Below are 13,677 nucleotides of genomic sequence, written 5' to 3'. Positions count from 1 at the left end.
TTATGGTAGAAGAACAATTATCTTTATCAGGCGTAGAAGAAATTGCGCCTAAAATTGAAACACCGAAAATTGAAAAAAGAACGGTAAAAGAACGTCGTCAGCAAGTGCTTACAGTATTGATACATATGCTTCATTCTGAACGTGGAATGGAAAGAATGACAACCGCTCGTCTAGCAAAAGAAGTTGGTGTGTCGGAAGCTGCGTTATATCGTTACTTTCCAAGCAAAACAAAAATGTTTGAAGCACTAATTGAACATATTGAAAGTACTTTGCTGAGCCGAATTACAGCGTCAATGCGTAACGAAACTCAAACAATGAATCGCATTCACGACATTTTACAAACAATTTTGGATTTTGCTCGAAAAAATCCCGGCTTAACACGTGTTCTAACAGGTCACGCGTTAATGTTTGAAGAAGCGCAATTACAAGCACGTGTGGCACAATTTTTCGATCGTCTTGAGATGCAGTTTGTCAATATTTTGCAAATGCGTAAATTACGTGAAGGGCGTGCTTTCAACGTGGATGAACGTATAATTGCCTCACATTTAGTGACACTCTGCGAAGGACAATTTATGCGCTATGTTCGTACAAATTTCCGTCTGAATTCAAGTCAGTCTTTTGAACAACAATGGCGTTTTATCGAGCCACTTTTTGCCTAATTGACTTTACCGAGTAAATATATGATTATTCCTTGGCAAGAACTGGAAGCAGAAACATTAGATAATATCGTAGAAAGCGTGATTTTACGCGAAGGAACCGATTACGGTATAGAAGAACTTTCACTCAACCAGAAAAAACAACTTTTACTGACTCAAATTCGCAATGGAATTGCGTTGATTGTATGGTCTGAATTACATGAATCCATTGACATCAAAAATAAAACGGAATTTTTGAAACAGGAATGTAAGGAGCAAGAATGTCAAATGAATTAACCGAAATTGATGAAGTTGTAACCTCCTCTCAAGAAGAAGCAACTCAACGAGATCCCGTTTTAGATTGGTTTCTTACTCACTGCCATTTGCATAAATATCCTGCAAAATCAACTTTAATTCATGCTGGGGAAGATGCGACCACGCTGTATTATGTAATTAAAGGTTCTGTAATGGTATCTTCAAAAGATGATGAAGGCAAAGAGATGATCCTCACTTACTTAGGAGCAGGACAATTTTTTGGCGAAGCGGGATTATTTGATGAAGGTTCAAAACGATCAGCTTGGGTAAAAACAAAAACAACATGTGAAATTGCTGAAATTTCCTATAAGAAATATCGCCAGTTGATTCAGGCAAACCCTGAAATCTTAATGTTTCTCACTGCACAATTGGCAAGACGTTTGCAAAATACATCACGTCAAGTCACGAATTTGGCATTTTTAGACGTCGCAGGTCGCATCGCTCAAACTTTAATGAACTTAGCTAAACAGCCTGAAGCAATGACGCATCCTGATGGTATGCAAATCAAAATTACACGCCAAGAAATAGGGCAAATGGTGGGTTGTTCACGAGAAACTGTGGGGCGCATTATTAAGATGTTGGAGGATCAGAATCTTATCCACGCTCATGGAAAAACAATCGTTGTATATGGCGCAAGATAATTTTTCATCATAATTTATTCAAAATAAAACCATCCGAAATTAATTTGGGTGGTTTTTGTTTAATTGGAAATAATATTCAAAACATTAATTGACAATTAATATAAAGGATTTTATCATTGCTCCAATTCTTACGGATATTGTAGGAAGACAGGATTGGTCTCCTGATATAGTGGCTTTAAAGGTTTAAACCTTATTGCATAGTTTTATGCTGCAAAAGCTAGAACACCGAGATGCATTTTTTAATCTATGGTGGACTGGGTAGAAATCCCGCAGGGATGCGTGCAGTAAGCCACTTGCTGTTAAGACCAATTCTGCTTAGTTCCACCACCCTTCTTTCAAATTCCCTAGCCTTTTCTAGCTTACCTTAATTAATCTTTTTTCTTTCTAGTAAAACTAATACTTCATAGTGAGATGTTTGCGGAAACATATCAAAAAGTTGAATTTTCAATGGTTTATAACAAGTTAGATGCTGTAAATCTTTACCCATTGTCATGGCATTACAGCTGGAATACAAGATAAAGTGCGGTTGAATTTGGTTGAGAAATTCACTTAATTCCTTTCCAATTCCACGACGCGGCGGATTTACAATCACAAGATCTGGCTTATTTTTATTTTTATTTTCAATCACGCTTGCTGCATCTAGAGATTGGAAATTTACATGTTCTAAACCTAATATTTTCGCAGAATGACTGGCTGCCAAAATAGCAGAGGAAGAAATTTCAATTCCTGTTAATTTAATGGGTTTTCCCCATTTTTCCTGCAACGCTTTAGCACAATGTAAGCCAAATCCCCCTACGCCACAAAATAAATCCCACAGGTTATAAATAGGGAATTCAGCCACCCATTGTTGAGCGGTTGCATATAAACCTGCAGCCACTTTAGGGTTAGTTTGAAAGAAGCCTTGTGGACGAATAAAGAGTGGAATACCGTTAAAATTTTCAGGCAAAAATTGTTGTTCTGTCAGAAAAATTTCTTGTTCGCCCTCTAAAATAGCCGCGTGCTGTGGTTGTAAATTAATACTAATCACTTCTAAGTGCGGTAATTTTTCCAATAATTTGGGCAATTCTCGACGAATTAATGGCAATTTATTTTCTGTACGTAACACAAAACGCAACATCAATTTTTCCGTCGCGATACTTTCTGTCAGCAAAATATATTTAAGCTCGCCTTTTTGTTTAGCAATGTTATAAGGTACTAAACCTGCGCGACCAATAAAATCTTTGAGAATTGAAAAAATTGCTGAAAAATGTGTAGGATAAAGAGGACAATCACACAAATCAATCGCACTTTGTGGATCATTATTTTTTAAAATGCCAAGTATCGGGCGTTCAACACTACCACTAACAACCATTTTAGCTTTATTACGAAAGCCTTGTTCATTAGATTGAAAAGGAGCCACCCATTGAGCTTCATCGTAATTAATAGAAATCAGTTGCTGCTTTAAATGATATTGTTTTTCAGTTAGCTGCTGACTATAAGGTATTTCAAGCAATTGGCAAGAACGACATTTATTTTGTTGATAGTATCGACAATCAATCATTTTTTGCTGCCTGAATGTCTAACCAACGGCTTTGAATATCAGCTAATTTTTGATAATTAAGTCTCCAACGTTGATCTGAAATTAAGTCGTTCCAATTAATCACTCTACGTTTAAATAAACTTTGTAAGCGAGCTTGACGAGCCATAAAGTGCGGTTGATTTTCAGTAAGTTTTAGATTATCTAATACTTGAATGACACCCTCACGTTCATTACACAGTAATAAAAGATCGCAACCTGCATTGAGTGCTTTTTTACTACGCTCTACAAAATTCCCCATTACTCCCGCGCCTTTCATTCCTAGATCATCGGAAAAAATTGTACCTTGGAAATTTAATTTCTTGCGTAAAATTTCTTTCAACCAATATTTTGAACCACTTGCAGGCTGACTATCACATTGCGAATAAATTACGTGAGCAGGCATAATCGCATCGAGTTTATTTTGTGAAATCAACTGTTGGAAAGGTTGGAGATCGAAACTAAAAATTTCGTCTTTTGTGCGATCATCATAAGGTGTTTCTAAATGAGAATCGGCTAATACATGGCCATGACCGGGAAAATGTTTACCTGTAGATGCCATACCTGCTTGATGCATACCATCAATAAAAGCGGTGGCTAAATTTACCGCACTTTTTATATCAGATGAAAAACTGCGATCGCCAATCGCTCGACATTCATGCCCCAAATCCAACACAGGAGCAAAACTCAAGTCAATATCCAAGGCAATCATTTCTGCTGCCATTTGCCAACCTGCTTCTTTAGCAAAACTCACTTGTTCAGTTGCTGACAGAGTTTCTTGAAAAGCCTGCATTGAAGGCAACATTGTAAATCCATCACGGAAACGTTGAACTCGTCCACCTTCTTGATCCACCGTAATTAATAAAGGCTTTTTCACTCGTTGGCGAACAGAACGAATTAATTCTTGAATTTGTTCTCTGTTTTCAAAATTTCGAGTAAATAAAATTAATCCTGCAACAAGAGGGTGAGAAAGTAACTCAACTTCCTCTTGTTCCAACTCTTTTCCGTTTAAATCAATTAACAACGAGCTCATAAATTATTTTAAATAAAGGCGATAATTTTTACTTTCTACAGTAGGTTTAGTTAAATCAATTGATTTTTGCTCTTGTGGTTTTAGCAAAAATTGAGCGGAATAGCTTTCTTGCTGATTTTCCCAAATTTGGGTTACCCCTAAATGATCGTACCAATACAAATGGTAACTTATATTCAAAAGTTGCTGACTTTTATTTTTTATAACCGCTGATTTTTGAGTCGTTTCAACTTGAATCAAAGGCGAAAGAGACGACGTAATATTCAAAATCGGCTTTGTTGAATAAGTTAAGTTTTGTTCTGAACTTGAACAAGCCACGAGCATGAAGCTCGCTAAAATTAGAAAATATTTTTTCATTATTTCGCTAACATTCTACCTAAAGGTTCTCCACCAACTAAATGCATATGTAAATGGAATACTTCTTGCCCACCATGTTTATTACAATTCACAATTAGGCGGTAACCATCTTCCGCAACACCTTCTTCTTTAGCGAGTTTAGCCGCTACGCTAAATAATCGACCTAGCGCTACTTCATCTTGCTCCGTCACATCATTCACTGTGGGAATGACTTTATTTGGAATAATCAAAATATGTGTTTTAGCTTGAGGGGAAATATCACGAAATGCAGTGACTAATTCATCTTGATAGACGATATTTGCCGGAATTTCTTTACGGATAATTTTACTAAAAATTGTTTCTTCTGCCATTGTTTGCTCCCTATAAAAAGTGCGGCGAATTAACCTGTCCATAATTGTTGCTTATTTAGTCTAACTTTTAAGGACAGAGCAAATCAATCGCACTTTTTGTTTTACAATGAATTTAATTATGCAAAGTATCGAACTTCTCCATTGCCCACTACATTTTCTACACAACGTGCACAAAGTGTTGGATGTCCTGGGCTTACCCCAATTTCGTCAGAATAATGCCAGCAACGAGGGCATTTTTCTGCGTTAGAACGTGTTACGCTTACCGCAATACCCTCTAATTCGCTGTCCGCTAAATCAGCAGGTTTTTCCGATAAAGATTTTACATCTACTTTTGAGGTAATTAATACGAAACGTAATTCATTACCTAATTGTGCTAACAATGCACGATATTCGTCATTAGCATAAACGGTCACTTCTGCTTCTAAACCGCCGCCTATTTCTTTATTGTTACGAGAAATTTCTAATACACGGTTTACTTCTGAACGAACTTTAATCAGTTGTTGCCAGTAAGCATCATCTAATTTTTCATCCTCGCCTAAACCAAATAAGCCTTGATAGAATTCTTCAGTAAATACGAATTCCGCACGAGCACTTTTGGTTTGTGGCAAGTGTTGCCAAATTTCATCGGCAGTGAAAGATAAGATTGGTGCCATCCAACGAACTAATGCTTCAGCAATATGCCATAACGCAGTTTGACAGCTACGACGTGCAAGGCTGTTTGCTTTGGTGGTGTATTGACGGTCTTTGATAATATCTAAATAGAACGACCCCATTTCTACCGAACAGAAACGCATTAAACGTTGTACCACTGTGTGGAATTGGTAGTTATCGTACGCATCTTTAATTTCATTTTGTGCATCTAATGCACAAGCGACTGCCCAACGATCTAGACTAATCATTTCTTCTGGTTTAACTAAATCACGTTTTGGATCAAAACCATTCAAGTTTGCCAATAAGAAACGCGCGGTGTTACGAATACGACGATAGCTGTCCGCTGCACGTTTTAAGATTTCGTCAGAAACAGTCATTTCGCCTGTATAGTCTGTTGAAGCAACCCATAAACGTAAAATATCGCCACCAAATTTATCCATTACTTCTTGTGGAGTCACGATGTTACCGATAGATTTTGACATCTTACGGCCTTGACCATCCACCGTGAAGCCATGGGTTAATACTTGTTTATATGGTGCTTTGCTGTCTGTTGCCGTAGAAAGCATTAAAGAAGACATAAACCAACCACGATGTTGGTCAGAACCTTCCAAATACATATCAATATCTTGACCATTAAATTCTGGACGATTTGCGACAACAGAAGAATAAGTCGATCCTGAGTCGAACCATACATCAAGGGTATCTGGCACTTTGCGATAGGTTTCTGCGTCCGCACCTAATAATTCTTTTTCGTCTAAATCCCACCATGCTTGAATACCGGCTTTCTCTACACGTTTCGCTACTTCTTCAAGTAATTCTAATGTTCGAGGATGCAATTCTTCTGTTTCTTTATGCACGAACAACGTCATCGGCACGCCCCAAGTACGTTGGCGTGAAATACACCAGTCTGGGCGATTTTCCACCATTTTCTCGATGCGTGCTTGACCCCAATCTGGAATCCAGCGAACTTGTTGGATTTCGCCTAATGCTTGTTGGCGTAAACCTTGCGTTTCCATACCGATAAACCATTGCGGTGTCGCACGGAAAATAATTGGCGTTTTGTGACGCCAGCAGTGTGGATAGCTGTGTTTGATTTTTTCAACTTTTAATAAGTTACCCACTTCTTGTAATTTTTCTATCACAAGCGGATTGGCTTCAAATACACCTTTGCCAGCAAAGAACTCGGTAGTTGAAATGAATTTACCGTCATTAGCTACAAGACCCGCCATCGGTAAATCATATTGTTTACCCACGACAAAGTCGTCTAAACCGTGATCAGGTGCGGTATGTACTAACCCCGTACCGCCATCAGTGGTCACATGATCACCTAAAATCACTGGCACAGTGAAATCATAGAATGGATGGTTAAAGCGTACTAACTCAAGTGCTTGACCTTTTACTGAACCTAAAACTTCAACTTGTTCTACTCCCACCGCTTTCGCTACTGATTCAACTAATTCAGCGGCCAAGATCACGCGCTCATCGCCAAGTTGTACTAAGTTGTATTCTAAGTCTGCATTTACCGCAATCGCACGGTTAGATGGCATTGTCCAAGGTGTGGTAGTCCAAATCACCGCAGATAATTTGCCATGGCCTTTGCCTACTGCATTAAATTTCTCTTCAATTTCAACCGCACTTTCCGCAGGGAAACGAACGTAAATTGACGGAGAAACTTTGTCTTCATATTCTACTTCTGCTTCAGCCAAAGAAGAACCGCAGTCTAAACACCAATGAACTGGTTTTGAGCCTTTATACAAATGACCATTTTTAATCACTTTACCTAAAGTACGGATAATATTCGCTTCAGTATCGAAATTCATCGTGAGGTATGGATTATCCCAATCGCCCAACACACCTAAACGGATAAAGTCTTTTTTCTGACCTTCGACTTGTTCCGCAGCATATTCGCGACATTTTTGACGAAATTCAGCCGCCGTAATTTTCTCGTTTGGTTTACCTACTAAACCTTCAACTTTAAGTTCAATTGGTAAACCATGACAGTCCCAACCTGGGATATAAGGCGAATCAAAACCTAATGCTGTTTTGGATTTAATAATAATATCTTTCAGAATCTTGTTTACAGCGTGACCAATATGAATGTTACCATTCGCATACGGAGGGCCATCATGCAAAATAAAAGATTTTTTACCCTTACTCGCTTCACGAATTTTTTGGTAAAGATTTTTCTCGTACCAATTTTTTAACATTACAGGTTCGCGCTTAGCTAAATCGCCACGCATTGGAAAGCTGGTTTCCGGTAGGTTAAGAGTGTTTTTGTAATCGACTGTCATTTTATTTTCCAATTTTTACATTTTAAAATTAACTGTTAAAAAACGCTTTCGCTGTTTCTACATCGTTCTCAATTTGCAGTTTTAAATCATCAAAAGACGGAAATTTAATCTCGTTTCTAATCTTGTGGCAGAATTCGACTTCCACCATTTGGCCATAAATATTCTGAGAAAAATCAAATAAATGCACTTCTAATAATTGCATTAATCCATTTATAGTTGGGCGTCTTCCCATATTTGCCACGCCGTTAAAAATCTCACCCGATTTTAACCGCACTTTTACGGCATAAACACCTTTGATTGGATTGACTTGTCTATGCAAACGAATATTTGCCGTTGGAAATCCAATTGTTCTGCCCAACTTATTCCCATGAATCACACGCCCGAAAATACGATAAGGTTTACCGAGTAAATTTTTTGCAAGTTGTAAGTCATCATTCGCTAACGCTTCGCGAATTGCAGTACTACTAATTCGCTGTTCATCTAGACAAAAGCTACGGTTATCTTCAACAACAAAACCGAAACGCTTACCAGCTTCTTGCAACATTGCAAAATTGCCTTGGCGTTTTGAACCAAACTTGAAATCATCGCCAATGCTTAAAAATTTCACATGTAGATGATTAACAAGCGTTTGCTCAATAAACACATCAGCTGGTTTTTCGGCAAAAGTGCGGTCAAATTTCGCCACAATTACGACATCAACCTTCGCTTTTTCGAGATAACAAATTTTGTCACGCAAACGCATTAAACGGGCTGGAGCATTTTCCCCCATAAAATATTCACGCGGCTGAGCTTCAAATAACAATACCGCCATGGGTAAATTTAATTCGTCAGCTTTTTGACGCAAATGGCGAAGGACGGCTTGATGCCCTAAATGCACGCCATCAAAGTTGCCGATCGTTAGCGCACAACCTTGTAAAACACGATTTGCATTGTGAAGCCCGCGAATTAATTGCATGTCCTTATCCATGAAAATAAGAGAATTTCGGCATTATAGCGAGAAGTTAGTTTTTTGTCAGCAAATGGTGTTTTCGAACGCCTAATAAAATCAACGTTGCGCCATAAACTATGGCGGCTAAGACAATCAACCAAACAAGCCAATAAACACGCATAAAGAAATCCATTTTCGCCCATTGGTTGATTTCAGGCACGTAATACCAAACTGCTGCCCCCATTGCGATTGCCGCCACTAAAACTTTCACGAAAAAGACCGCACTTTTACGTGAGAAATGATAGACATCCGCTTTGGCTAAGCCGCGATAGAGCAAATAAGCATTAAGAGTTGCGGACATCGCTGAAGCAATGGCTAATCCTACATAGCTGAAAGGAATTGCCAATAGGTTAAAGCCCATATTGCTTATCATTGCAATAATGCCAATTTTTACTGGCGTTTTGGTATCTTGGCGGGCGTAATAGCCATTGGCAAGGATTTTAATCAACATAAAGCTAAGTAAACCCGCATTAAATGCCCATAAAGAATAAGAGGCGGCATGAACATCATTTAGCATAAAATTTCCACGCATAAAGAGCGTAAGTAACATTGGCTGAGCCAATACAGCAATACCAATGGCTGCGGGAACGCCAAGTAATAAAATCATTCGTACGCCCCAATCCATTGTATTACGAAAATCAACCGCACTTTTAGCTGAATTTCCTTCACGATTAACGTGGTGGCGAGCAAGCGTTGGCAAAATTACGGTAGAAATAGCAATACCAAATAAACCAAGAGGAAATTCCAGTAGGCGGTCGGAATAATACAGCCAGCTAATAGAGCCTGTCATTAAGAAACTCGCAATCACTGTATCCAGCAAAAGATTAATTTGACTTACCGATACACCAAATAACGCAGGGATCATTAATTTACGAATTTTGGTTACGCCTTCATCCCGCCAAGCCCATTTGGGTTTCACCAGTAAACCAGCTTGTTTCATAAATGGAATTTGGAATAAGAACTGTAATAATCCGCCTAGAAAAATCCCGATAGCCAGTGCAAGATCTGGGTTATCCATTTGTGGTGCAAGGAAAAGTGCGGTGGCAATCATCGCTATATTTAATAACACGGGTGAAAAGGACATCACGCCGAATTTTCCAATCGTGTTAAGTACAGCTCCAAAAAGCGCGACAAAAGTAACAAACCATAAATAAGGAAAAGTTATTTTAAGTAAAAGGGAAGCTTGTTCAAACTTATGTGCATCAGGGCCATCATTCATCCAATCGGTAAACCAGCCCATCCCAAATAAAGCGGCAACGACAGGTGAACCAACCATCGCCAAAATCGTAACAATACTCACCAATCCCCCAAGCGTACCAGAAACTTTTCCAATAAATTCACGGGTTTTATTCATATCGCCAGATTTTTGATATTCTGCGAGAACAGGGACAAAAGCCTGTGAAAAAGCCCCCTCAGCGAATAAACGGCGAAGAAAATTTGGGATACGATTAGCAAATAAAAAAACATCCGCCGCAGCGCCAGCCCCAATGAGATGAGCGATAACTACATCGCGCACAAGACCTAACACTCTTGATAATAACGTCATAGAACTAACAATAATGCTAGATTTTAAAAGTCGTTTACTCAAAATATTCTTCTCAAGCCTAAAATTTTTGCCTAATTGTATAGAAATTTTATTTTTGTGCTATATTCCGTGAAAAAAAACTGATAAAATCCGCCGCACATCGTTTGTGTGAGCCCCTATTGAAAGAGCTTGTAAAAATAACGATACTTACTTTCGGTTGTGTCTCACCGAAATCAACACAAATTTTCCATTGACAAAAGTATAAAAAATCGGCATATTGGTGCCCTTTATTTTGTCTATCAATCAACAGAAATTTTAGGAGTTTGACCTTGGCTAATATCAAGTCAGCAAAAAAACGTGCGGTTCAATCTGAAAAACGTCGCCAACACAACGCAAGCCAACGCTCTATGATGCGTACTTATATCAAAAAAGTATATGCTCAAGTAGCAGCAGGCGAAAAATCAGCAGCTGAAGCAGCATTCGTTGAAATGCAAAAAGTTGTAGACCGTATGGCTTCTAAGGGCTTAATCCACGCTAACAAAGCAGCAAACCACAAATCTAAATTAGCTGCACAAATCAAAAAATTAGCGTAATTTTTAGCTAGAAAGAATGAAAAAATAAAACCGCACTTTTTTAAAGTGCGGTTTTTTATTGCATCGAATTTTAGACTAAAGTAACAACATCGATCCCCATTTGATAATATCAAAGAAGAATTTATTTTGATTGGTTGCAATGCCATCAGAATTTTTTGGTGTGCCATCTTCATTTTTTTGCACTTCCACCATACCATTTTTATATTGACCTTTCACGACAGCCAAATCATCGCGCGCTTCGTTACGCAACTTCAAACAAGACTGTTTAGTTAAAGGTTCAACATTGCCCACTCCGGTACGGAATTTTTTAAACTGATAGCTTGCATAATTCATTGATTTTTCATCGGCTTGGATAATCTTCACATATTGTTCGCCAATAATTTTTTCCAACGGATAGAAAAAGACATATTGTGAGTGAATATAGCTATCTTCTTTTGAAAAATGCTGTTGCAAAATTCGAGTTAAATTTGGGTAAACGCATTGTTCTACTTGCTTACTTGCAATCGCCCATTGTTTTGCATCTTGATCGGAAAGTTGGTAATCAGCCCCCGCAAATTCCGCTGGAATTGCGGATTGTTGGCTATCAAACATTGAACAGCCAGACAGCAATGCTGCCATACCTAAGGTTGCAATTAATTTCACATTTGATCCTTATAAAAGAGAGAATACGCAAAATTCTAGCAATATCTTCACAACAGATAAAGCAGCAAATGAATTTAGTTTTCCTGATCCGAAAAACTTCCGCTATAATGACCGCACTTTTTTACGTTAATTAAAAGGAATTCTTATGCAAAATCCAAAAGATGATGTGTTATATGCGCCTGTTGAATGGGTCGATCACAGTGAAGGCTATAGCGATATTCGCTATCATAAATCCACTGATGGCATTGCAAAAATTACCATTAACCGCCCTGAAGTTCGTAATGCGTTCCGCCCACAAACAGTGAAAGAAATGATCACTGCATTTTCTGATGCACGTTTTGATGAAAACATTGGTGTCATTGTATTAACTGGCGAAGGCGAAAAAGCATTCTGTTCTGGTGGTGACCAAAAAGTGCGTGGCGATTACGGCGGTTACAAAGATGACAGCGGCGTACATCACTTAAATGTATTAGATTTCCAACGCGATATTCGTTCTTGTCCAAAACCAGTTGTAGCAATGGTGGCTGGTTATGCAATTGGTGGTGGTCATGTATTACATATGCTTTGTGACTTAACGATTGCTGCTGAAAATGCCATTTTCGGTCAAACAGGGCCAAAAGTCGGTTCATTCGATGGTGGTTGGGGCGCAAGCTATATGGCTCGTTTAGTGGGTCAGAAAAAAGCGCGTGAAATTTGGTTCTTATGCCGTCAATATAATGCACAAGAAGCATTAGACATGGGCTTAGTCAATACTGTTGTGCCTTACGCTGATCTTGAAAAAGAAACCGTGCGTTGGTGTCGTGAAATGTTACGCAATAGCCCAATCGCAATCCGTTGTTTGAAAGCGGCATTAAATGCGGATTGTGATGGCCAAGCAGGTCTTCAAGAATTAGCGGGTAACGCAACAATGTTGTTCTACATGACTGAAGAAGGTCAAGAAGGCCGCAATGCGTTTAACGAAAAACGCGCCCCAGACTTCAGCAAATTCAGACGTAACCCTTAATTTATCGTTCTAAAGTGCGGTTAAAAATCTTCGTGAATTTTGATCGCACTTTTGTATTGGGAGCAAGCATGGCTGAAAAATCATTTAATCTTTACCGTTATTCGATCCCCGTTGATAGCCAACTTATTCTGCGTGATCGTTTTTTAAAACGCCGTGAAGGCTTAATCGTAAGAGTGAGTTGCAGCCGAGACGGTTGGGGAGAAATCGCCCCGCTACCTGGTTTTAGCGAAGAAACCTTAGACCAAGCTCAAGAACAAGCAATTGAATGGCTAACAACATGGTGCAATGCAAGCTGTGACGCACCTCGCGTCCCATTAGATGGCACCTATCCCTCCGTTGCTTTTGGTATCAGTTGCGCAATGGATGAAATGAAAGGTTATTTACAAGCTGAAGGCAATTATCATACGGCACCACTTTGTTATGGCGATCCAGATGAATTGTACGCCAAACTTGCGAGCATGGAAGGCGAAAAAGTGGCAAAGATGAAAGTGGGCATATACGAAGCCAATCGCGATGGATTAATTGCCGATATGTTTTTAGAGGCAATTCCCGATTTACAATTACGACTGGATGCAAACCGCCATTGGTCGTTAGAAAAAGCGTTACAGTTTGCCGCTCAAGTCAAACTGCAACATAGAAAACGTATTCAATTTTTAGAAGAACCTTGTAAAACACAAGAACTCAGCCGTGAATTTGCAGCTCAAACCGACATTACTATTGCGTGGGATGAATCCGTGCGAGAGCCTAATTTTTGTCTAGAAAAAGAACCGCACTTATCGGCTGTCGTCATCAAACCCACTTTAATTGGTTCAATTCAACGTTGTACTGAGCTCATTAACCAAGCACATTCGTTAGGTCTAAAAGCGGTTATTAGTTCAAGTATCGAAAGCAGTTTAGGGCTCTCTCAGCTCGCGCGAATTGCACAACAATACACTCCGAATGTGACTCCAGGCTTAGATACTTTAGATTTGATGGAATATCAAGTACTACGTGCTTGGCCTAGTTCTGATTTACCTATTGTTGATTTAGAATCTGAATTTATCACTAAAATTATCTGATTCGACCACCAAAAATCGAAAAAACCAGTATAATGCACCACAC

General features: G+C 38.9%; 14 protein-coding genes. 6 read left to right on the top strand and 8 right to left on the bottom strand.

All coding sequences use genetic code 11. The features are described 5' to 3' along the window. Positions 1-2 precede the first annotated feature (2 nt). The 3 genes from slmA to crp are packed head-to-tail and all read left to right on the top strand — an operon-like array spanning position 3 to position 1,591. Positions 3-659 carry a nucleoid occlusion factor SlmA gene (slmA, locus tag ACPT8O_RS00195; protein ID WP_005648000.1) on the top strand — a complete coding sequence of 219 codons (657 nt, stop codon included), beginning with the start codon at positions 3-5 and terminating at the stop codon, positions 657-659. Between the two features lie 21 nt (positions 660-680). Then, on the top strand, positions 681-932 hold the full coding sequence (locus ACPT8O_RS00190) for a YheU family protein (protein WP_005647999.1): 252 nt from the start codon (positions 681-683) through the stop codon (positions 930-932). Further along, on the top strand, positions 917-1,591 hold the full coding sequence (crp, locus tag ACPT8O_RS00185; protein ID WP_005647998.1) for a cAMP-activated global transcriptional regulator CRP: 675 nt from the start codon (positions 917-919) through the stop codon (positions 1,589-1,591). The genes ACPT8O_RS00190 and crp overlap by 16 nt, the downstream gene beginning before the upstream one ends. A 364-nt stretch (positions 1,592-1,955) precedes the next feature. On the opposite strand, the gene rlmC is transcribed toward crp, so the two are convergent. From rlmC to murJ, 7 genes are all read right to left on the bottom strand, one after another. Further along, positions 1,956-3,131 carry a 23S rRNA (uracil(747)-C(5))-methyltransferase RlmC gene (gene rlmC / locus ACPT8O_RS00180; protein WP_021034785.1) on the bottom strand — a complete coding sequence of 392 codons (1,176 nt, stop codon included), beginning with the start codon at positions 3,129-3,131 and terminating at the stop codon, positions 1,956-1,958. After that, complete coding sequence (gene nagZ, locus ACPT8O_RS00175; RefSeq protein WP_021034786.1) at positions 3,124-4,179, bottom strand: beta-N-acetylhexosaminidase; 1,056 nt, start codon at positions 4,177-4,179, stop codon at positions 3,124-3,126. Before nagZ ends, rlmC begins: the two co-directional genes overlap by 8 nt. Before the next feature lie 3 nt (positions 4,180-4,182). Next, the gene (locus ACPT8O_RS00170; protein ID WP_005647993.1) at positions 4,183-4,533 is read right to left on the bottom strand and encodes a YcfL family protein; all 351 of its coding nucleotides are present in this window, start codon (positions 4,531-4,533) and stop codon (positions 4,183-4,185) included. Beyond that, the gene (gene hinT / locus ACPT8O_RS00165) at positions 4,533-4,883 is read right to left on the bottom strand and encodes a purine nucleoside phosphoramidase (RefSeq protein WP_005627389.1); all 351 of its coding nucleotides are present in this window, start codon (positions 4,881-4,883) and stop codon (positions 4,533-4,535) included. The genes ACPT8O_RS00170 and hinT overlap by 1 nt, the downstream gene beginning before the upstream one ends. Before the next feature lie 116 nt (positions 4,884-4,999). Next, on the bottom strand, positions 5,000-7,825 hold the full coding sequence (gene ileS / locus ACPT8O_RS00160; RefSeq protein ID WP_041175284.1) for an isoleucine--tRNA ligase: 2,826 nt from the start codon (positions 7,823-7,825) through the stop codon (positions 5,000-5,002). 28 nt (positions 7,826-7,853) lie between these two features. Then, the gene (ribF, locus tag ACPT8O_RS00155; RefSeq protein ID WP_021034789.1) at positions 7,854-8,780 is read right to left on the bottom strand and encodes a bifunctional riboflavin kinase/FAD synthetase; all 927 of its coding nucleotides are present in this window, start codon (positions 8,778-8,780) and stop codon (positions 7,854-7,856) included. A gap of 46 nt (positions 8,781-8,826) precedes the next feature. After that, on the bottom strand, positions 8,827-10,401 hold the full coding sequence (murJ, locus tag ACPT8O_RS00150) for a murein biosynthesis integral membrane protein MurJ (protein WP_041175285.1): 1,575 nt from the start codon (positions 10,399-10,401) through the stop codon (positions 8,827-8,829). 266 nt (positions 10,402-10,667) lie between these two features. On the opposite strand from murJ, the gene rpsT reads away from it, so the two are divergent. Continuing rightward, complete coding sequence (gene rpsT / locus ACPT8O_RS00145) at positions 10,668-10,931, top strand: 30S ribosomal protein S20 (RefSeq protein WP_005651580.1); 264 nt, start codon at positions 10,668-10,670, stop codon at positions 10,929-10,931. Positions 10,932-11,006: 75 nt separating this feature from the next. Here the strand turns inward: rpsT and ACPT8O_RS00140 are convergent, their stop codons facing one another. Next, complete coding sequence (locus tag ACPT8O_RS00140) at positions 11,007-11,573, bottom strand: DUF5358 domain-containing protein (protein WP_021034791.1); 567 nt, start codon at positions 11,571-11,573, stop codon at positions 11,007-11,009. A gap of 145 nt (positions 11,574-11,718) precedes the next feature. On the opposite strand from ACPT8O_RS00140, the gene menB reads away from it, so the two are divergent. Further along, the gene (gene menB, locus ACPT8O_RS00135; protein ID WP_005630980.1) at positions 11,719-12,576 is read left to right on the top strand and encodes a 1,4-dihydroxy-2-naphthoyl-CoA synthase; all 858 of its coding nucleotides are present in this window, start codon (positions 11,719-11,721) and stop codon (positions 12,574-12,576) included. Positions 12,577-12,644: 68 nt separating this feature from the next. Beyond that, positions 12,645-13,634, top strand: a complete 990-nt coding sequence (gene menC / locus ACPT8O_RS00130; RefSeq protein ID WP_041175286.1) for an o-succinylbenzoate synthase — start codon at positions 12,645-12,647, stop codon at positions 13,632-13,634. The last annotated feature ends 43 nt before the right edge of the window (positions 13,635-13,677 follow it).

The sequence above is a fragment of the Haemophilus sp. HN_Hi08 genome, assembly GCF_049824455.1.
Lineage (GTDB): Bacteria > Pseudomonadota > Gammaproteobacteria > Enterobacterales > Pasteurellaceae > Haemophilus > Haemophilus influenzae_D.
The sequence above is the reverse complement of the archived record's forward strand: the minus strand, read 5'-3'. Positions and strand labels throughout refer to the sequence as shown.

What these genes read in the sequence shown, in the direction of transcription:
- slmA (WP_005648000.1), top strand. Translation starts at nt 3, where the DNA reads ATGGTAGAAGAACAATTATCTTTATCAGGCGTAGAAGAAATTGCGCCT.
- ACPT8O_RS00190 (WP_005647999.1), top strand. Translation starts at nt 681, where the DNA reads ATGATTATTCCTTGGCAAGAACTGGAAGCAGAAACATTAGATAATATC.
- crp (WP_005647998.1), top strand. Translation starts at nt 917, where the DNA reads ATGTCAAATGAATTAACCGAAATTGATGAAGTTGTAACCTCCTCTCAA.
- rlmC (WP_021034785.1), bottom strand. Translation starts at nt 3,131, where the DNA reads ATGATTGATTGTCGATACTATCAACAAAATAAATGTCGTTCTTGCCAA.
- nagZ (WP_021034786.1), bottom strand. Translation starts at nt 4,179, where the DNA reads ATGAGCTCGTTGTTAATTGATTTAAACGGAAAAGAGTTGGAACAAGAG.
- ACPT8O_RS00170 (WP_005647993.1), bottom strand. Translation starts at nt 4,533, where the DNA reads ATGAAAAAATATTTTCTAATTTTAGCGAGCTTCATGCTCGTGGCTTGT.
- hinT (WP_005627389.1), bottom strand. Translation starts at nt 4,883, where the DNA reads ATGGCAGAAGAAACAATTTTTAGTAAAATTATCCGTAAAGAAATTCCG.
- ileS (WP_041175284.1), bottom strand. Translation starts at nt 7,825, where the DNA reads ATGACAGTCGATTACAAAAACACTCTTAACCTACCGGAAACCAGCTTT.
- ribF (WP_021034789.1), bottom strand. Translation starts at nt 8,780, where the DNA reads ATGCAATTAATTCGCGGGCTTCACAATGCAAATCGTGTTTTACAAGGT.
- menB (WP_005630980.1), top strand. Translation starts at nt 11,719, where the DNA reads ATGCAAAATCCAAAAGATGATGTGTTATATGCGCCTGTTGAATGGGTC.
- menC (WP_041175286.1), top strand. Translation starts at nt 12,645, where the DNA reads ATGGCTGAAAAATCATTTAATCTTTACCGTTATTCGATCCCCGTTGAT.